This window comes from Kitasatospora sp. NPDC059812, from assembly GCF_042732075.1.
GTDB lineage: Bacteria > Actinomycetota > Actinomycetes > Streptomycetales > Streptomycetaceae > Kitasatospora.
The window spans coordinates 120,094-138,754 of the sequence record NZ_JBHWIO010000012.1 but is presented as its reverse complement, the minus strand read 5'-3'; the positions used below and the strand labels follow the sequence as shown (position 1 = coordinate 138,754).

At 74.6% G+C, this 18,661-nt stretch carries 18 protein-coding genes; 9 read left to right on the top strand and 9 right to left on the bottom strand.

Annotation, left to right across the window (positions count from 1 at the left end; translation table 11 throughout):
• Positions 1 to 21: 21 nt before the first annotated feature.
• The gene (gene dapE / locus ACFV6D_RS09420; RefSeq protein WP_380559020.1) at positions 22 to 1,098 is read right to left on the bottom strand and encodes a succinyl-diaminopimelate desuccinylase; all 1,077 of its coding nucleotides are present in this window, start codon (positions 1,096 to 1,098) and stop codon (positions 22 to 24) included.
• Positions 1,099 to 1,267: 169 nt separating this feature from the next.
• Here dapE and ACFV6D_RS09415 point away from each other — a divergent pair, with 169 nt between their 5' ends.
• Together ACFV6D_RS09415 and ACFV6D_RS09410 are read left to right on the top strand one after the other, a co-directional pair.
• Positions 1,268 to 2,332 (top strand): hypothetical protein, encoded by a 1,065-nt coding sequence (locus ACFV6D_RS09415; protein WP_159398441.1) that lies wholly within the window; start codon positions 1,268 to 1,270, stop codon positions 2,330 to 2,332.
• Between the two features lie 280 nt (positions 2,333 to 2,612).
• The gene (locus ACFV6D_RS09410) at positions 2,613 to 3,380 is read left to right on the top strand and encodes a hypothetical protein (RefSeq protein ID WP_063347939.1); all 768 of its coding nucleotides are present in this window, start codon (positions 2,613 to 2,615) and stop codon (positions 3,378 to 3,380) included.
• 63 nt (positions 3,381 to 3,443) lie between these two features.
• Here the strand turns inward: ACFV6D_RS09410 and dapC are convergent, their stop codons facing one another.
• Both dapC and fdxA read right to left on the bottom strand, forming a co-directional pair.
• A complete protein-coding gene (gene dapC / locus ACFV6D_RS09405) occupies positions 3,444 to 4,592 on the bottom strand; it encodes a succinyldiaminopimelate transaminase (protein WP_063347940.1) in 1,149 nt (382 codons plus the stop codon).
• A 20-nt stretch (positions 4,593 to 4,612) separates the two neighbouring features.
• Positions 4,613 to 4,939 (bottom strand): ferredoxin, encoded by a 327-nt coding sequence (gene fdxA, locus ACFV6D_RS09400; protein WP_030061559.1) that lies wholly within the window; start codon positions 4,937 to 4,939, stop codon positions 4,613 to 4,615.
• A gap of 200 nt (positions 4,940 to 5,139) precedes the next feature.
• Between fdxA and ACFV6D_RS09395 the strand changes: the two genes are divergently transcribed.
• Both ACFV6D_RS09395 and ACFV6D_RS09390 read left to right on the top strand, forming a co-directional pair.
• Positions 5,140 to 6,084: a GNAT family N-acetyltransferase gene (locus ACFV6D_RS09395; protein WP_380434747.1), complete on the top strand. Its 945-nt coding sequence runs from the start codon at positions 5,140 to 5,142 to the stop codon at positions 6,082 to 6,084.
• A gap of 91 nt (positions 6,085 to 6,175) precedes the next feature.
• The gene (locus ACFV6D_RS09390) at positions 6,176 to 7,048 is read left to right on the top strand and encodes a transglutaminase-like domain-containing protein (protein ID WP_063347942.1); all 873 of its coding nucleotides are present in this window, start codon (positions 6,176 to 6,178) and stop codon (positions 7,046 to 7,048) included.
• A 63-nt stretch (positions 7,049 to 7,111) separates the two neighbouring features.
• Here ACFV6D_RS09390 and ACFV6D_RS09385 read toward each other — a convergent pair whose 3' ends face one another.
• Positions 7,112 to 7,741 carry a response regulator transcription factor gene (locus ACFV6D_RS09385; RefSeq protein ID WP_063347943.1) on the bottom strand — a complete coding sequence of 210 codons (630 nt, stop codon included), beginning with the start codon at positions 7,739 to 7,741 and terminating at the stop codon, positions 7,112 to 7,114.
• Between the two features lie 83 nt (positions 7,742 to 7,824).
• Between ACFV6D_RS09385 and ACFV6D_RS09380 the strand changes: the two genes are divergently transcribed.
• A complete protein-coding gene (locus tag ACFV6D_RS09380; protein ID WP_063347944.1) occupies positions 7,825 to 8,325 on the top strand; it encodes a GNAT family N-acetyltransferase in 501 nt (166 codons plus the stop codon).
• A gap of 37 nt (positions 8,326 to 8,362) precedes the next feature.
• On the opposite strand, the gene ACFV6D_RS09375 is transcribed toward ACFV6D_RS09380, so the two are convergent.
• The 5 genes from ACFV6D_RS09375 to ACFV6D_RS09355 all read right to left on the bottom strand — a co-directional run bounded on the left by ACFV6D_RS09375 (position 8,363) and on the right by ACFV6D_RS09355 (position 14,024).
• Positions 8,363 to 8,713: a hypothetical protein gene (locus ACFV6D_RS09375; RefSeq protein ID WP_063347945.1), complete on the bottom strand. Its 351-nt coding sequence runs from the start codon at positions 8,711 to 8,713 to the stop codon at positions 8,363 to 8,365.
• A gap of 14 nt (positions 8,714 to 8,727) precedes the next feature.
• Positions 8,728 to 9,990, bottom strand: a complete 1,263-nt coding sequence (locus tag ACFV6D_RS09370) for a sensor histidine kinase (protein WP_244293378.1) — start codon at positions 9,988 to 9,990, stop codon at positions 8,728 to 8,730.
• 8 nt (positions 9,991 to 9,998) lie between these two features.
• Entirely contained in the window at positions 9,999 to 10,721 is a 723-nt protein-coding gene (locus ACFV6D_RS09365; protein WP_063347946.1) for an ABC transporter permease, read from the bottom strand.
• Positions 10,718 to 11,665 (bottom strand): ATP-binding cassette domain-containing protein, encoded by a 948-nt coding sequence (locus ACFV6D_RS09360; protein ID WP_380378453.1) that lies wholly within the window; start codon positions 11,663 to 11,665, stop codon positions 10,718 to 10,720. The genes ACFV6D_RS09365 and ACFV6D_RS09360 overlap by 4 nt, the downstream gene beginning before the upstream one ends.
• A 205-nt stretch (positions 11,666 to 11,870) precedes the next feature.
• Positions 11,871 to 14,024 carry a prolyl oligopeptidase family serine peptidase gene (locus ACFV6D_RS09355; RefSeq protein WP_380559018.1) on the bottom strand — a complete coding sequence of 718 codons (2,154 nt, stop codon included), beginning with the start codon at positions 14,022 to 14,024 and terminating at the stop codon, positions 11,871 to 11,873.
• Positions 14,025 to 14,336: 312 nt separating this feature from the next.
• Here ACFV6D_RS09355 and ACFV6D_RS09350 point away from each other — a divergent pair, with 312 nt between their 5' ends.
• From ACFV6D_RS09350 to ACFV6D_RS09335, 4 genes are all read left to right on the top strand, one after another.
• Positions 14,337 to 14,531, top strand: a complete 195-nt coding sequence (locus tag ACFV6D_RS09350; RefSeq protein ID WP_063347949.1) for a DUF2304 family protein — start codon at positions 14,337 to 14,339, stop codon at positions 14,529 to 14,531.
• Between the two features lie 31 nt (positions 14,532 to 14,562).
• Complete coding sequence (mshB, locus tag ACFV6D_RS09345; RefSeq protein WP_380559016.1) at positions 14,563 to 15,513, top strand: N-acetyl-1-D-myo-inositol-2-amino-2-deoxy-alpha-D-glucopyranoside deacetylase; 951 nt, start codon at positions 14,563 to 14,565, stop codon at positions 15,511 to 15,513.
• A complete protein-coding gene (locus ACFV6D_RS09340) occupies positions 15,510 to 15,971 on the top strand; it encodes a DUF6113 family protein (RefSeq protein WP_380374689.1) in 462 nt (153 codons plus the stop codon). The genes mshB and ACFV6D_RS09340 overlap by 4 nt, the downstream gene beginning before the upstream one ends.
• A 238-nt stretch (positions 15,972 to 16,209) precedes the next feature.
• Positions 16,210 to 18,537 (top strand): peptidoglycan binding domain-containing protein, encoded by a 2,328-nt coding sequence (locus ACFV6D_RS09335; protein ID WP_380559014.1) that lies wholly within the window; start codon positions 16,210 to 16,212, stop codon positions 18,535 to 18,537.
• Positions 18,538 to 18,661 lie beyond the last annotated feature (124 nt).

Genomic DNA, 18,661 nt, shown 5'->3' with positions numbered 1-18,661 from the left:
GCCGATCATCGGAGCGGCACCTCAGCTGGTCAGCCAGGTCCTCAGCCGGTCCTCGGTCTCCGCGATGGCGCTCAGCGAGCAGTGCTCCTCCCGCTTGTGCGCGAGGTTCGGGTCACCGGGGCCGTAGTTGACCGCCGGGACGCCCAGCGCGCTGAACCGGGCGACGTCGGTCCAGCCGAACTTGGCCCGGGCCTGGCCGCCGGTGGCCTCCAGGAAGGCCTGGGCGGCCGGCTGGGCGAGCCCGGGCAGCGCGCCCGGGGCGAAGTCGGTGACGGTCAGCTCGAAGCCGTCGAAGACCTCGCGCACGTGCTTCTCCGCCTCCGCCTCGCTGCGGTCCGGCGCGTAGCGGAAGTTGACCGTCACGACGCACTCGTCCGGGATGACGTTGCCGGCCACGCCGCCGTCGATCCGGACGGCGTTCAGGCCCTCCCGGTACTCCAGTCCGTCGATCTCCACCCGGCGCGGCCGGTAGTCCGCGAGCCGGGTGAGCACCTCGGCGGCGTGGTGGATGGCGTTGTCGCCGAGCCAGCTGCGGGCCGCGTGCGCGCGCACGCCGGTGAGCCGGATCTGCGCCCGCAGGGTGCCCTGGCAGCCGCCCTCGACGACCGCGCCGCTCGGCTCCATCAGCACTGCGAAGTCGGCGGTCAGCCAGTCCGGGTGCTCCCTGGCGAGGTGGCCGAGGCCGTTGCGGTGGGCCTCCACCTCCTCGCAGTCGTAGAACACGAAGGTGAGGTCGCGGTTGGGCTCGGGCAGGGTGGCGGCGAGCCGCAGCTGGACGGCGACGCCGGACTTCATGTCCGAGGTGCCGCAGCCGTAGAGCAGGTCCCCCTCGACGTGGGAGGGCACGTTGTCGGCGATCGGCACGGTGTCCAGGTGGCCGGCGAGCAGGACGCGCTCGGGGCGGCCGAGGGTGGTGCGGGCGACCACGTTGTTGCCGTACCGGTCCACGGTCAGGTGCGGGTAGCCACGCAGCGCGGTCTCCACGGCGTCGGCGAGCGCCTGCTCGTCGCCGCTCACCGACGGGAAGTCGACGAGCCGGGCGGTCAGCGCGCCGCCGTCGAGGGTGAGGTCCAGGGGCGTCGGGTTCGGGCTGCTCATGGCGCCAGCCTAGTCCGCGGGGTGTGCGCCCCGCGTGGCGCTTGCGTGACGCGGGACGCGGCGGCCCGCCCCGGAGCGAGCGGGCGGGTAACCGCAACCGGGTGGCGCCGCACACCCGTCCGAGTGGGTACGGTGTCGGATCAAGAAGCAAGGCGCGAGAGGGGCGACGGTGGCCAGGAGAAAGAGCGGCGAGGAGCTGGGCGAGGAGTTGGCGCCCCCCCGCCGCGGTCCACTGCGCGCGCTGTTGCTCGTGATCGTCGGCCTGCTCGGCCTCGCGCTGGTCGCGGGACTGGCCGTGGTCGGCATCTGGTGGTTCGGCTTCAAGCAGGGCGAGCCCGAGGGCTGCACCGTGAAGACCGCGGCCGGCAGCGGCACGCTGGAGCTCCCGCAGGCGGCCAACGCCGCGACGATCGCCGCGGTGGCGCGCTCGCGCGGGCTGCCGGACCGGGCGACGGCGATCTCGCTGGCCACCGCGATGCAGGAGTCCAAGCTGCGCAACCTCGCGGGCGGCGACCGGGACTCGATCGGCCTCTTCCAGCAGCGGCCCTCGATGGGCTGGGGCACGGCGCAGCAGATCGGGGACCCGGTCTACGCGACCAACAAGTTCCTGGACGGCCTGGTCAAGGTGCCCGGCTACACCCGGCTGCCGCTGACCGACGCGGCCCAGGCCGTGCAGAAGAGCGGCTACCCGCAGGCGTACGCCAAGCACGAGACCAAGGCGACGCTGCTCACCTCGGCGCTGGCCGGCCGGGAGCCCGGCTCGTTCTCCTGCGTGGTGCGCGATTACGCCAAGCCGGATCCGGCCGACTCGTCCTCCCCCACGGCGAGTGCCTCCGTCTCCCCGGCCGCCTCCCAGCCCACCGCCGCGGACCGGGCCCAGGTGCTGTCCGACCGGGTGCGCCGCGAGTTCGGCCGCACCGTGACCCCGGCCACCGGGTACGCCTCGACCATCAAGGGCGCCGAGAACGCGGTCTCGCTCACCCCGGACCCGTCCGCCGCCGCGCTGACCTCCTCGGCCGACGGAGCCGACGGCGGGATCACCGCCGAGCGGGCGAGCGGCTGGGAGGTCGCCCACTGGGCGGTCGCCCAGGCCCAGCAGCTGGGCATCGCGACGGTCGCCTACGACGGGAAGATCTGGCGCAAGGCCAAGTCGGAGGACGGCTGGCAGTCGCAGACCTCCGGGACGTCGACCAAGCTCGTTCAGGTCACCCTCGCCACGTCCGACAAGGGCTGACGAACCGACGTTCGGGTGGCCGCCGGACGGGTGAACCCGGTCAACCGTGGTGGACCGGGAGCCCGCCGTGGCGGCCCCGCTGGAGAACCGTCACTCCCCTTGCCCGGGGCCGGGTCCACGGGGGCCGTACGGGCCCGCCAGGCACCGTCACGCCGGTCCTACGATCCGATGGTCGGTCAGACACTTTCCTGATCCAGGCCGAAACCTTCTGGCTCCTCAAGCGGTAACACCGTCAGTCCGCCCGGCGGACGTGACGGACCCAGACCCTCCGAGGAGCCCCATGTCTCACCCCCTCACGCGACGGATCGCCAGCGCCGCGCTGCTCGTGGCGGCCGGCGCGACCCCGCTGGTCGCGGCCGGCTCCGCGTCCGCCCTGGGCGGCGACGCCCTGCTGCCCAAGAGCGACCTGGTCGCGCCGCTGGGCCAGCTGACCAACACCGACACCGGTTCCACCCTCCAGCACACCACCCACCAGCTGGGCCAGGCCGCCGGCAGCACCGGCGCCGCCACCGTCGCCGCGGGCGTACCGGCCTCCGCCGACGCCGCCGGCAACATCGTCGCCCACCAGCTCCCCGAGGCGAACGAGAAGGCCAGCTCGCTGACCGCCCCGGTCGACCAGACCGCCGCCACCACCGGCCAGCTCTCCGCCGTCACCCCGAAGGTCGCCTCCGCACTGGCCGGCAAGCTCGGCGAGGCCGTCACCGGCAAGGGCGTCGGCACCCGCAGCGCCGCGGCCAGCCCGGTCGGCGGGCTCGCCCAGACCGGCTCCATCGCCAAGGGCCTGCCCGGCGCCGACAAGCTCGCCGGCGCCGTCCCCGGCACCAACGCCGTCACCGACGCGCTGCCGCTCGGCTCCGTCGCACGCGCGCTGCCCGCCCTGCCCGCCACCGACGTCCTGGGCCTGGCCGAGCACGGCTCGGCCAACCGCCTCGGCGGCGCCGACCTCGGCCCGAACAACCCGCTGTCCGGCCTCACCGGCGCACTCGGCCCGATCGGCGGCCTGCTGGGCGGCGTGAACGGCGGCAGCATCAGCGGCCTGCCGCTGTAACCCGCCCCGGGTACGGCGAAGGGGCCGGTGTTCCGTTCGGAACACCGGCCCCTTCGGCGTCGGTCAGCGGGCCGCGTTCAGCCGCTCCACGGCCGCGGCCACCCGCTCGTCGGTCGCGGTGAACGCGACCCGGACGAAGCGCTCGCCGGCCGGCCCGTAGAAGTCACCGGGCGCCACCAGGATGCCCAGTGCGGCCAGTTCGGCCACGGTCTCCCAGCACGGGCGGTCCTGCGTCACCCACAGGTAGAGGCTCGCCTGCGAGTGCTCGACCCGGAAGCCGTACGCCTCCAGCGCCGCCCGCAGCGCCGAGCGCCGGGCCGCGTACCGCTCCCGCTGCTCCGCCACGTGCGCGTCGTCCGACAGCGCCGCGATCGTCGCCGCCTGGACCGGCGCCGGCACGATCATGCCGCCGTGCTTGCGGACCTCCAGCAGCTCCCTGACCACCACCGGGTCACCCGCCACGAAGGAGGCGCGGTAGCCGGCCAGGTTGGAGCGCTTGGAGAGCGAGTGGACGGCCAGCAGGCCCTCGTGGCCCTCACCGCAGACGTCCGGGTGCAGGACCGAGACCGGCTCGGCGGACCAGCCCAGCTCCAGGTAGCACTCGTCGCTGACCAGCAGCGCCCCGTGCTCCCGGGCCCAGGCGACCGCCCGACGCAGCTCGTCCCCGCCGAGCACCCGGCCGGTCGGGTTGGACGGCGAGTTCACCCAGAGCAGGCGCACCCGCGAACCGTCCAGCTCGTCCACCGAGTCGTACTCGACCGGCTCCGCGCCGCACAGCCGCGCGCCCACCTCGTACGTCGGGTAGGCCAGCCGCGGGTAGGCGACCTGGTCGCCCGGGCCGAGGCCGAGCTGGGTCGGCAGCCAGGCCACCAGCTCCTTGGATCCGACGGTCGGCAGCACGGCCTGCGGGCCGATCTCGGCGCCGCAGCGGCGGTGCAGCCAGCCGGCGATCGCCTCGCGCAGCTCCACCGGGCCCCACACCGTCGGGTAGCCCGGCGTGTCGGTGGCGGCGGCCAGCGCCTTCTGGATCACCTCGGGGACCGGGTCCACCGGGGTGCCCACCGAGAAGTCGCAGAGACCGCCCGGGTGGGCCAGCGCGGTCGCCTTGTACGGCTCCAGCTTGTCCCAGGGGAAGACCGGCAGGAGGTCGGAAACGCGGCGCGCCGCCCCCGGGTGACCCGGGAACGGCGCGCGCGTGCTGTTGGTGTTCACAGCTCAGATGCCACCGATCGTCAGTGGTCGGCGTTCTGCGGCGGCAGAGCGGCGATGAAGGGGTGGTCGCGCTCGATCAGACCCAGCTTCGAGGCGCCACCGGGCGAACCCAGATCGTCGAAGAACTCGACGTTCGCCTTGTAGTAGTCCTTCCACTCCTCCGGGGTGTCGTCCTCGTAGAAGATCGCCTCGACCGGGCAGACCGGCTCGCAAGCGCCACAGTCGACACACTCATCCGGGTGGATGTAGAGCGATCGCTCGCCCTCGTAGATGCAGTCAACCGGGCACTCTTCGATGCACGCCTTGTCCTTCACGTCGACACAAGGCTGCGCGATGACGTAGGTCACGCTGTCGTTCCTCCTCGGAAGGGCCGTGGCGGCCCGTTCTGTTCTGCTCGCGTGCGCGGTGAGCGCGGCGTCGTCGATGCCCGCCCCTAGTATCGCGGGTCGGAGACCGCAAATGCACAGGAGGTGCCCAGATGACGGCAGGCGGCCCGGCCCAGGACCGTCCGGAGGTCCGGATAGATCGCTCTGACGTGGGACGACGCGTGTCCGTCCGCCGCCTCTCGGGGTTCGTGGACGACCGTCCGGTGTTCCGGGATTCGATCGGCGTGCTCACATCGTGGGACGATCATGGACTGACGGTCGCCCCGCGGACCGGCGACCCCGTCTCCTTCGCCGAGAAGCTGCTGGTCGCGGGCAAGGTCGTGCCGCTCTTCCCGGCCCGGCGCGCGCCGCTGCCCGCCGCCACACCCGTCGAGCTCCAGCGGATCGCGGCCCGCGGCTGGCCCGCCGTCGAACAGGAGCCGCTCGGCGCGTGGACGCTGCGCGCCTCGGCCGGGTTCACCCGGCGCGCCAACTCCGTCCAGGCGCTCGGCGACCCCGGACTGCCGCTGCCCGACGCGCTCGCCGCCGTCCGCCGCTGGTACGCGGCGCGCGGCCTTCCCGCGTACGTCGAGGTGATCACCCCGGGCTCGCCGGACGAGCTGCGGGCCGAGCTCGACCGGCTGGGAGCCGGCTACGCGCCCACCCTGGTGCGCACCGCCCCGCTGGCCGGGCTCGCCCGGGTCGGCTCCGGGCCCGAGCGGGTCCGGCTCGCCCGCACCGCCGACCCGGCCTGGCTCTCGCTCTACCGCCGGGTCGGCGAGGACGAGGCGCTGGAGCAGGCCGCCCGGCAGGTGCTGCACGGCGGGCCGTCGGTCTGGTTCGCCACCGCGCCGGGCGCCCCCGGACAGCCGCCGCTGGCGATCGGACGCTGCGTCATCGACGGGCCCTGGGCCTGCTTCGGCGCGATCGAGGTCGCGCCGTACGCCCGGCGGGCCGGGCTGGCCACGACCGTCATGGCGGTGCTCGCCGCCCGGGCCGCCGAGGAGGGGGCGACCGGCGGGTACCTCCAGGTCGAGGCGGACAACACCGGGGCGATCGCGCTCTATGACGGACTCGGCTTCACGACCAGTCACACTTACCACTACGCCCTTCTCCCCCAGGGGTAGCACCGCCCGCCCGCACCGCCGCCCCGCCCGCCCGCCCGCCGCTCCTCGCCCGCCTTTGCCCGCCCGCCGTACGAAAGCCGTCGCCGTCACCGTGACCGAGCAGAGCAGAGACCGCTTCCGGACCGCCGCCCGCGCCGAGCATCCCGACCCGGTGCTGCTCTGCCTGCTCGCCGCCGCCGAACACGGCCCGGTCCTCGACCCGGACGACCCCGGGGAACCGCCCAGCGTGGACGCCCTGCTCGCCGCCTGCGAGGCCGCCCTCGACCGGCACGCGAGCGCCGTCCGGCTCGCCGTCGCCGAACGCGCCCCCGCCGGCCCGGAGGAGACCGCCGCCCTGCTCGCCGCCGTCCTCGGCGGGCGGGAACGCTTCCACGGGCGGCAGTCCGACTACCGGCGGCTCGAATCCTCGCTGCTGCCCGACGTGCTGCGGCGGCGGCGCGGACTGCCGATCATGCTGTCCCTGGTGTGGATGGCGGTCGGGCGGCGGGCCGGGCTCGCCGTCCACGGCATCGCGCTGCCCGGCCACGTCATCGTCGCCGTCGGCGGCCCGGCCGGCGGCGACGAGTACGTGCTCGCCGACCCCTTCCACGGCGGGCGGCTGCTCGACCCGGACGACGCCGAACGCCTGGTCCGCGGCGCCGGGCAGGAGTTCAGCCCCGACCTGCTCACCCCCGCCCAGCCGCTCGACCTCGTGCTGCGCGTGCTCGGCAACATCCGCGCCTGGGCCGCCGACCGCCCCGAACACGCCCGCACCCAGCTCTGGGCCACCGAACTCGCCCTCCTACTGCCCCGCCACCCCGCCCAGCTCCGCCTCGAACGCGCCGAACTCCTCGTCCGCACCGGCGACTTCCTCGGCGGCTCGGCCGAGATGGACGCCTTCGCGCAGATCCTCGACACCTTCGACCCCGACACCGCCGCCAAGGTCCGCCAGGAGGCCCGGGCCGCCCGGCACCGGCTCAACTGACGACCGCCCGAGAACGCGCTCGGAGCTGGCTGGGGGCGCGCTCGGAGCCGGCCGGGGGCGCGCTCAGAGCCAGCCCTTCTCCCGGGCGATCCGCACCGCCTCGGTGCGGTTGCGGGCCTCGGTCTTCTGGATCGCCATCGACAGGTAGTTGCGGACCGTCCCCTCCGACAGGTGCAGCCGCCGCGCGATGTCCGCGTTCACCGCCCCGTCCGCCGCCGCGCCCAGCACGTCCCGCTCGCGCGCCGTCAGCGGGTTCGCCCCCTCCGCCAGCGCGGCCGCCGCCAGCACCGGATCGATCACCCGCTCCCCGCGCAGCACCCGGCGGATCGCCTCCGCCAGCTCCGAGGCCGGCGCGTCCTTCACCAGGAACGCGTCCGCCCCCGACTCCATCGCCCGCCGCAGGTACCCCGGCCGACCGAAGGTCGTCGCGATCACCACCCTCGTCCCCGGCGCGTTCCGGCGCAGCTCGGCGGCCGCCTCGATACCCGTCATCCCCGGCATCTCGATGTCCAGCACAGCCACCTGCACCTCGTGCGCCAGCACCGCCGCCACCACCTCGTCCCCGCGCCCCACCTGCGCGACGACGTCGATGTCCCCCTCCAGCCCGAGCAGCGCCGCCAGCGCCTCCCGGACCATCCCCTGGTCCTCGGCGAGCAGCACGCGGATCAGGGCCCCGTTCTGAATGTCGCTCATGCCCACGACCTTAGAGGGGCGCCGGAGAGGCTGCGGGCGGTATTCGCCTGGCTCGCCGAAGCCCTGCGGGCCAGACTGGCCGCATGCTGAACCTGGAGCGCCTCCGCCCGGACCACGCCGACGCCCTGCTGGCCTTCGAGCGCGCCAACCGCGCCTGGTTCGCGCGGACCGTTCCGGACCGCGGCGACGCCTACTTCGCCGAGTTCCCGGCCCGCCACGCCGCCCTGCTCGCCGAACAGGACTCCGGTGTCTGCCGGTTCCACGTCGTCCTCGACGCGGCCGGCGCCGTCCTCGGCCGCGTCAACCTCGTCGACATCGCCGACGGCACCGCCGAACTCGGCTACCGCGTCGGCGAACACGCGGTCGGCCGGGGCGTCGCCACCACCGCCGTCGCCCACCTCTGCCGGCTGGCCTCCTCGGACTACGCCCTCACGTCGCTGACCGCCGTCACCACCCTCGACAACCTCGCCTCCCAAGCCGTCCTCACCCGCAACGGCTTCACGGTCGTCGCCGAACTCACCCTCGACGACCGCCCCGGCCTCCGGTTCAGCCGCTCCCTCACCGACGGCCGGCCCTCGGAGTAGGAAGTCGGCCCGGCCGACTTCCCACTCCGGATGCGGGTCAGAGCCAGCGCTGGGCGGCCTCGACACTGTCGGAGCCACTGGTGTTGAAGGCGATGGCGGCCTGCGGGGCGTGGCGGCGGACGAGGTTGACGACGAGCTCGAAGAAGGGCAGGGCGGGTTCGGGCTTGCGGATGCCGCCGCCGATGACGACGACGTCCCAGTCCCGGCCGGCGAGGGCGGCGGTGATCGCGGGCCCGGCCGTCTCGTCGGGAGCGACCAGGGCCATCGCCGCGTCGATGCCGTGGTCGGCGAAGCGGGCGAGTTCGGCGTCGAGAACGGCCCGCAGGCCGTCGCCGTCCATGCCGGGGACGGTGTGCGGGTCGAAGCCGAGGATGAGTGCGGTAGCCATGCCGGGGAGGACGGTCAACCCGACCGGCCGGGTTCCGTGCCGGCCGGCGCGGTGACCGTCCGCAGCGGGACGAGGGCCCGGAGCCGGAAGCCCCGGCCCCGCTCGCCCGGCCCGGCCTCCAGCCGCCCGCCGACCAGGGCCAACCGCTCCTCCAGGCCCGAAATCCCGTTGCCCGGCTGGGACTTGCCCGGTCCGCGCCCGTTGTCGGCGATCTCCAGGACGGCGTAGCGCTCGCCGCCGCCCTCCCAGCTCTCGTCGGCCGTGACGGTGCAGACGGTGGCGCCCTCGCCGTGCCGGACGATGTTGGTGACGGCCTCGCGCAGGGCCCAAGCCAGCGCGCCCGCCTCCTCGTCGGCGAGCCCCGGCCAGGTGTCGGCCAGTTCCGGCGCGGCCTCCAGCCGGACCTGTGCGGCGGCCAGCGCGGTGCGGGCGGCGGCGAGTTCGACCGGCAGGGTGGGGCGGCGGAAGCCGGTCACCGCCTCCCGGACGTCGATCAGCGACTGCCGGGCGACCTGCTCGATGTCGGCGACCTGCGCCCGCGCCGCCTCGTCCTTGCCGGCGTCCATGAACCGCCCGGCCAGTTCGCTCTTCAGCGTGATCAGCGACAGCGAGTGCCCGAGCAGGTCGTGCAGGTCGCGGGAGAGGCGCAGCCGTTCCTCGGACGCGGCCAGGTGGGCGACGGCGGCGCGGGCCTCGCGCAGCTCCTTCATGGTGGCGACCAGCCGCTGCATGCCGGTCATCGCGGCGCCGGCGAGGAAGGAGGTGAGGGCCAGGGTGGGGATGGTGTCGCCGCCGGCGTGGCTCAGCACGCCGACGGTGGCGGTGAGCACGGCCATGGCGGCGACGCCGGGCAGCGCGTAGCGCACCGGCAGGACCACGGCGACGCACACCGAGGCGTAGGTGAAGAGGGTCAGGAAGGACTCGCCGAGGACGAAGGCCGACACGGTCGCGAGCACGACCATCGTCGCGACGATCAGCCGACAGGCCCGGGGCCGCATCCCGACCATCGAGCGGAAGATCACCAGCAGGATGTAGCCGCCGACGAAGACCGCCAGGCAGAGCCAGCCGAACACCCGGGCGGCCGTCCCGTGCCCGCCGTGCAGGAGGTTGCCCACCGGGTAGGCCAGGTAGATCGTCCACAGCAGCATCCAGCTGACCTTGACCAGCAGTTGCCGCCTGTTCTCGATCGGCGAGCCCGGGACGGTCATGAACGACGTGCGCGCCGGACCCGCCTCCGGCTGCTCGTCGGATCGGCGGGTCTGGCGCGGCTCGGTCATGTCGGTCATCATGCCTGGCGGGTGTCGCGGCGGTACAGCGCCGCCGCGGCGACGACGAACACCACGAGGAAGGCGGCCAGTCCGGCGACCGCGCCGGTGTCCAGGGAGTGCCCGGGCCGGGTGAACGCGGCCAGTTGGTTGTACAGGTACACCGGATTGAACCGGGCGAACTTCTCCAGCGAGCCGCTCACCGGGAACCACGTCCCGCCGAACAGCGCCATCACCATGTAGGTGATCATCACGATGGTCTGCACCGAGTCCGGCGCCGCCGCGTACCCGAGCGCCACCCCGAGTGCCGCGAACACGAAGCTGCCCAGCCACAGCGCCGCCGCCAGACCGGCCCACTGCGCCGCGCCGAGCGACACGCCCTGGACCGCGCCGAGCGCGAAGACCACCAGGATCGCCGGCAGCGTGGTCACCGAGCTCGCGGCGATCTTGCCGAGGGTGTACGCCCGGCCGGGCAGCGCGGTGAGCCGCAGCTGGCGCACCCAACCGCTCTTGCGCTCCAGCGAGATCCGCTGCGCGCTGCCGGTGAGCACCGCGCCGACCGCGCCGAAGGTGGCCATCGAGACCATGAAGTAGGTCTTCACCGACAGGCCGCCGGCCAGTGGGGAGGAGCCGTAGGCGTGGGTGAAGAAGAAGTACATCAGCGCCGGGAAGGCGATGGTGAAGACCAGGTAGCGCCGGTTGCGGAAGGTCCGCAGGATCTCCAGCCGGATCAGGGTGGTCATCGCACGGTCTCCTTCGCGTCCTCGTGCCGGTCCTGCGCGCCGGTGATCGTCAGGAAGGCCTGTTCCAGGCCGAGGCCGGTGACTTCCAGCCCGCGCGGGTACAGGCCCGCCCGGTAGAGCCCGGCGACGCTGGCGTCGGCGTCCGCGGTGCGGATCCGGACGGTCCGCACGCCCGGCACCCGGGCGGTGACGTCCAGGGACTGCACGCCCGGTAGCAGGCGTAGCACGTTTTCGTCGAACTCCCCGTCCACGTCGTGGAGTTCGAAGGCGACTCGGCGGGCTCCGGCGCGCGCCTTGATCTCGGCGGAGCTGCCGTCGGCGATCAGCCGGCCCCGGTGCAGGACGAGGACGCGGTCGGCGATCGAGTCCGCCTCCTCCAGGTAGTGGGTGGCGAACAGCACCGTGCGCCCGGCGTCGGCCTGTGCCCGCATGCTCGCCCAGAACGCCTGCCGGACGGTGACGTCCATGCCGGTGGTGGGCTCGTCCAGCACGATCAGGTCGCTGTCGCCCGCGATCGCGAGTGCGAAGCGGACCCGCTGCTCCTGGCCGCCGGACAGCTTGTCGGCCCGGCGCTCGGCCAGTTCGGTGATCCCGGCGTCGGCCAGCACCTCCTTGACCGGCCGGCCGCGCGGGTGCACGGCGCGGGCGAGCTCGACCAGCTCGCGGACCTTGGCGTCGGCCATCAGCCCGCCGCTCTGCAGCATCGCGCCGACCCGGCCGGACACGATCGCCTCCCGCGGGGTGCCGCCGAACAGCGTGACGCTGCCCTGGTCGGGCTGGCGCAGGCCGAGCAGCAGGTCCAGGCTGCTGGACTTGCCGGCGCCGTTCGGGCCGAGCAGGGCGACGGTCTCGCCCGGGCGCAGCACGAGGTTGAGGTCGTCCACGGCGCGCACCCGCCCGTAGCTCTTGCCGACGCCGCGGAAGGCGGCCACTTCGGTGCTCATCGCCCTGCTCTTCTCTCCTGGTGGTGTCGCGCCCGTGGTCGCGATCGGTGTCGCGATCGGTGTCGTTCGCACCACCTCAGAGTCCCGTGCTGGCGGGGTACGGCGGCAGTGTCCGCCGTCGTGCCTTCGGTATGACGGATGTCATGGCTGCGGCCGGTACCCGGGTCAGGAGTACCGGCCGCACAACCGCAGGTCAGGCCGGTTGTCAGAGGCCCAGCGCGCGCTTCACGAAGTCGACCTGGAGCAGCAGCAGGTTCTCCGCGACCTCCTCCTGCGGCGTCATGTGCGTGACGCCCGACAGCGGCAGCACGGTGTGCGGGCGGCCGGCCGCGAGCAGCGCGGAGGACAGCCGCAGGGTGTGCGCGGCGACCACGTTGTCGTCCGCCAGGCCGTGGATGATCATCAGCGGCCGCTCCAGCCCGGCGGCGTAGCCGGTCAGCGAGTTGGCCGCGTACACCTCGGGCCGCTCGGCCGGGTGGCCGAGGTAGCGCTCGGTGTAGTGGGTGTCGTACAGCTCCCAGTCGGTCACCGGGGCGCCGGCGACGGCCGCGTGGAAGACGTCGGGGCGGCGCAGCACGGCGAGCGCGGAGAGGTAGCCGCCGTACGACCAGCCGCGGATGGCGACCCGGCCGAGGTCCAGCGGGAACTCCTCGGCGAGTGCCTGCAACGCGTCGGCCTGGTCGTCGAGGGTGGCTCCGGCGAAGTCGAAGGCGATGGACTTCTCCCAGGCCGGGTTGCGCCCGGGGGTGCCGCGCCCGTCGGCGACGACCACGGCGAAGCCCTGGTCGGCGAACCACTGCGAGTTGAGGTGCGGGTTGTGCGCCTGGACGACGCGCTGGCCGTGCGGGCCGCCGTACGGGTCCATCAGGACGGGCAGCAGGCCGTCCCGCTCGCGGTCGTAGCCGGTGGGCAGGAAGACGGCGGACGGGATGCGGCGCTCGCCGGCGAAGCGGAACACCGGGCGGGCGGTGATGACCGGGGTCTCGGCGTAGGAGGCGATGGTGGCGACGTCGTCGACGACCACGCCTTCGGGCAGGTCGCGGGCGACCTGGACGAGGGTGCCGGGCAGGTCGGGCTCGGCGGTGGCGCGCACGGTGATCCCGCCCGCGTGCACGGCGCTGGTGACGGAGGTGAACGGACGGCCGTTGGAAGACTCCCAGCCGAGCCGCTTGCCGTCGTGGCTGATCCGGCCGACGGCGATCCAGCCGGGCTCGGGGTCGGTCTCCGCGGCGCCGCCGGAGGCGGTGAACAGCACCTCGGCGTCGGTGACGGCGACCACCGAGCGCAGGTGCAGGTCGGCCCCGGTGACGGCCTGGTCGCCGATCACCAGCGCCCGCACGCCGCCCTCGTCGGAGATCCGGACCAGCTTGCCGTCCGGGGTCCAGGACGGGACGCCCTGGAACAGCTCCAGCCAGACGTCGTCGCGCTCCTCGAACAGCACCTCGGTGGCGCCGGTGGCCACGTCGAGGCCGAGGATCAGCTGGCTGCGCTGGTCGCGGGCCTGGACGAGCAGCAGCGGCACGCCGCCCGCGGACCAGTGCACCCGGGCGAGGTACGGGTAGGCCGTGCGGTCCCAGACCACCTCGGTGCGGCCGCCGTCCAGGTCGAGCACCCAGAGGCCGACCTCGGCGTCGGCGGTGCCGGCGGCCGGGTAGGCGACCTCGGCGGGCTCGCGCTGCGGGTTGGCCGGGTCGGCGATCCACCAGCGGCGCACCGGGGTGTCGTCGGCGCGCTCGACCAGCAGCCGGTCGCCGTCGGGGGACCACCAGAAGCCCCGGTCGCGGCTCATCTCCTCCTGGGCGATGAACTCGGCCTGCCCCCAGGTGACGTTCGGGCCGTCGGGCTCGGCGATCACCCGGTCGGCGGTGCCGTCGGTGCGGGTGAGGCGCAGTTCGCCGGCGGTGTTGGCGTAGGCGACGTGGCTGCCGTCCGGGGAGACCCGCGGGTCCAGCAGCGGGCCCTGGGCGGGCAGTTCGGCGGTGGCGCCGGTGGCCAGGTCGGCGGTGAACAGCCGGCCGGAGAGGGCGAAGGCGGCCAGTCGGCCGGCCGCGTCCAGGGCGTAGCCGACGATGCCGGCCGAGCCTTCGCGGCTGCGCTCGCGGCGGGCCTTCTCGGCGGGCGAGAGGTCCTCCTCGCCGCCGCCGAGCAGCACGGCCGGGTCGGCGGCGATCCGCTCCTCGCCGGTGGCGGTGTCGAGGGTCCAGAGCAGGTTGGCCCGGTCGCCGCCCGACCGGGAGCGCAGGAAGACGACCCGCGAGCCGTCCGGTGCGACGGAGAAGGAGCGGGGCGCGCCGACGGTGTAGCGCAGGGTCCGCGCGTACTGCCGGGGGAAGGTGTCCGCAGGGGTGTGGGAGGTCATGGCACCAGACCCTACGATGCCGTACTCCCGCTGCCGGGCGCCTGGTGATCACTCGTTCGGAGCATCGTTCCCGAGTGCGCCCCAAAGGCGCCCATACCCCCTCCGACCGGCCCATGCGCCCCACGAGTGCCTCCGTACCCCGGCGCGTGGAGACTCACCGAATGTAATGCTCCCCTTACCCATCGGGTATGACTGGTCGGGCGGGTGATCGTCGGGCCCGTCCCGGCCCCGGTCGCCCGACCGCAAGTCCCGTACGGTCCCACCGTCACCCTCCCCAGGGGGTGGCGCACCCGAGAAGGGGTGTGAGCCGACATGGCTTTGTCCGTCTCCGCAGCCATGCTGATGCTGGTCATCGTGGTGGTGCTGATCCGCCGCTCCGGGCTGAAGCTCGCGCACGCGATCATCTGCGCGCTGCTCGGCTTCTACCTGGCGTCCAGCTCGATCGCGCCGTCGATCAGCCAGGTCACCAGCAACCTCGCCGGGATGATCAACGGCCTGAAGCTCTGACCCCGCCACGGCGGTCGTTAGGCTTCCTCCCATGACCGCGACTACCGGCCGCCGCCTGCTCCTGGTGCACGCCCACCCCGACGACGAGTCGATCGGCAACGGCGCCACCATGGCCCGGTACGCCGCCGAGGGCGCCCAGGTCACCCTGGTGACCTGCACCCTCGGCGAGGGCGGCGAGGTGATCCCGCCCGGGCTGGCCCATCTGACGGCCGATCGGGAAGGAACCCTCGGCGCGTACCGGATCGGCGAGCTGACCGCGGCCATGCGCGCGCTCGGCGTCACCGACCTCCGCTTCCTCGGCGGCCCGGGCCGCTACCGCGACTCCGGGATGATGGGCCTGCCCGACAACGACGTGCCCGGCTGCTTCTGGCAGGCCGACGTCGACGAGGCGGCCGGCCACCTGGTCGCGGTGGTCCGCGAGGTCCGGCCGCAGGTGCTGGTCACCTACGACGAGAACGGCGGCTACGGGCACCCGGACCACATCCAGGCGCACCGGGTCGCGATGCGCGCGTACGAGCTGGCGGCCGATCCGGCGCACCGCCCGGAGCTGGGCCCGGCCTGGCGGATCGCCAAGGTCTACTGGAACCGGATGCCCCGCTCGGTGATCGAGGCCGGGCTCGCCGAGACCGCCGCCCGGGCGCCCTTCCCCGGGACGGCCCGGCCGGCCGACGTTCCCGGGGTGGTGGCCGACGAGGTGGTCACCACCGTGCTGGACGGCTCCGCCTACGCCGGGCGCAAGGCCGCCGCGATGGCCGCGCACGCCACTCAGATCACCGTGGACGGCGCCTTCTTCGCGCTCTCCAACGACCTCGGCCAGCCGCTGGTCACCACCGAGTACTACCAGCTGGTACGCGGCCAGGCCGGGCCGGAGCGGCCCGAGGACGACCTGTTCGCCGGCCTGTCGCCCGCCGCCGACCCGCTGCCCACCACCGCCACCACCACCGCCACCGCCACCGCCACCGCCGAGGAGAGCGTCCGATGACCGAGCCCGCCGCCGCCCGGCCGCCGCGCCGCTCGTTCCCGGCGGCCGTCCTCGGCACCCGCGAGGAGCGGCTGGCCGAGCCTCAGCCCCCGCGCGGCGCCCGGATCACGGCCTACGCCCTGTTCTTCCTGCTGGGTGTCGCGGTGTCGGTCTGCGGATCCTTTGTGCAGGCCTTGTGGCCGCCCGTGGGGGTCCTGCTGGCGCTCGCCGCGACCGGCGCCACCTTCTACGGCGGCCTGCGGGTCACCGGCACCCGGCTGGGCGCGGCATTGCCCGCGGCCGGCTGGTTCATGGCGATGCTGCTGGTGATCGTGCCCCGGCCGGAGGGCGACAACGTGCTGTGGTCCAACGCCACCTCGCTCGGCTGGCTGTTCGGCGGCTCGGTCCTGGGCGTGATCTGCGCCACCCTGCCGACCCGTAGCGGCTGGTTCCCGGGCGTTCCCGGCCCGCAGCGCTGAACCCGCCCGCGGGGCACGTACGGCACCGCGCACGACGCGCAGTCAGGAGCGCACGGCCGTACTCTCATACCGGAGGAACCGGACGTATCAGGATCTGTCCGAAGCCGTTCGTCGCTCTGTTCTTCCCAGTATGGTGGTCCCGCAGAACGCCGTACCCGACCGCCGCCCGCCCAGGCCCGGCGACCACGAACCGCGGTCGCGCCGCACGGCCCGCCCGCGAACCCGGAGCAGAGCAGCATTGAGCAGCCGCGAATCTGACAACGCCCACCCGACGCCCCGGCGTACGGGTCCGGACGCCTACCCGTCGGGCACCCCGCCCTACGGCACACCGGGACTCCCGGGCGGCGACCGGGCCGGTGCCGCCCAGGGCGCCGCGTCGGGCGGCGAGGACGACGGCCCGAAGACCGAGACCACCCTGACGACCCGGGTCCGGATCAACATCCCCGGGTCGCGTCCGATCCCGCCGGTCGTGGTCCGCAGCACCGTCAAGAACGAGGACGGCCCGGGCGAAGAGGCCCCGGCGGCCGCCCCCGAGCCGGGCGGCCCGCGGCACCGGTCCGCGCCCTCCTCCCCCGTCCTCGGGGTGATGGAGGGCGGCGCCCGCACGGCCACCCCGCCGGAGCTGCCGCCGGAGTGGCAGGTCCCGCCGATCCCGCCGGCGACGTCCGAGGCCGAGTCCACCGGCGCCTGGTTCCGGCCGCGGCAGAAGAAGGCCGAGCCGGCGCCGACCGCCGTACCGGCCGGTGCCCCGAACACCCCTGGCGCGCCGGAGGCCTCGGCCGCGCCCGCCGCCGCCGAGCCCCGGCCGACGGCCTCCCCGGCCCCCGGCGCCCGCCCGAACGGTGCCCGCCCCGCCCAGGGCGCGGCCCGTCCGAACGGCCGACCGGTGCCCGCCCAGGCCCCGAACCCGGCCCCGAACGGCTCGCCCGCCGCGCCGTTCCCCGCCGGCCCCGGTGCGCAGGCCCCGGCGGAGGAGCCCGGCGTGTACGAGGCCGCCTCCCCCTTCGCGCCGCCCACCGCCGACCCGTTCGCCCCGATGGCGCCCACGGCCGGAGCCCGCGGCCGGCGCGACGACCGCCCGCAACAGGGCGCCCAGCAGAACGGCGGCCAGCAGAACGGCAGGCAGCGCAACGGCCGGCAGCCCGACGGACGGCCGCAGCAGGGCCCGCGCCCGGGCGCCCGCCCGCAGGGCCCGGCGGCCGGCGCGACGGACCCGGAGGACACCTCGGTCGACGGCTTCGAGCCGATCCGCGAGGGCACCCCGCCGCCCGCCGCCATACCGGGCCTGCCGCAGAACGGCGCCGCGCACGGCGGCGAAGCCCGCCCGCAGCCCGGCCTGTTCGCCTCGGCCCCGGCCGGTGCCGACCCGTTCGCCGCCCAGCGCCCCGCCGGGCCGGGCCAGGACGCCTTCGCCCACCCGGCCCCCGGCGGGCTCTTCCCCGGCGCCCCCGGGCACCCGCAGCAGCAGCCCGGACCGGACCCGGAGGCCACCGAGCTCACCCCGCTGCCGACCCCCGCCCCGGGCCCCCGGCCCGCACCGCAGCCGGCCAAGACCGAGTCCGCGCCCGCGCCCGCGCCCGCCAAGGGCAAGGGCAAGGCCAAGCCGAAGGCCAGCGCCGGCAAGAAGCTGGTCAAGCTGGGCGTGTACGGCGTCGGCTTCGTGCTGTTCCTCGGCGCCGCCGCGTACGGCACCGGTCTGATGCTCAACCAGTCCGACATCCCCAAGGGCACCGTGGTGCTCGGCACCGACATCGGCGGCAACAGCCGCGACCAGGCGATCCACCAGCTCGACGAGACCGTCGGCAAGACCGGCCAGCAGCCGCTCAAGCTGAAGGTCGGCGACCAGGCGCTGAACCTCGACCCGACCGTCGCCGGGCTGAGCTTCGACACCACGGGCACCGTGGACGGCCTCGCCCAGCACAGCTACAGCCCGGTCGACGTCATCAAGTCGCTGAAGGGCGGCACCAAGGCGGTCGCACCGGACGTCAAGGTGGACCGGGCCAAGCTCAAGGCCGCCCTGGACACCCTGGCCTCCGGCTCGGGCCAGGGCCTTCAGGAGGGCTACGTCAAGTTCGCCGAGAACGGCGACCCGGTCGTGGTGCCCGGCCGGGCCGGCCAGGCCGTCGACTCGGCGAGCGCCCTCGACGTGGTCGAGCAGGCCTACCGCGACCGCGCCGCCGGCAAGCCCGACCAGCCGATCGCGCTCGCCGTCACGGCCGCCCAGCCCAAGGTCTCCCCGCAGGCCCTGCAAGCCGCCGCGGACAGCCTCGGCAAGTCCGCGCTCAACGGCAACGTGTACGTCCTGGCCGGCACCAAGAAGTGGATCTTCGGCAAGGTGGTCGCCGCCAAGACGCTCACGCTCGTCCCGGACGCCTCCGGCAAGATCGTGCCCAAGTGGGACCTCGACGCGCTGAACGGCCAGCTGGGCAGCGTGTTCGACAAGGTGAAGGTCAAGAAGAACGGCCAGACCGCCGCGATCACCCCGCAGGACGTCGCGGACGCCGTCACCTCGCTGCTCGACAAGACCGGCGAGAAGGACCGCACCTTCAAGTTCACCGTCGCCTGAGCAACGACCGCACCGATCGGGGGGGGGGGGGGGGGGCGGCCCCCCCCCCCCCCCCACCCCCCCCCCCCCCCCCCCCCATTATGACGGACCCACACCCACCGCCACCCACCGCGCCCCGCCCACG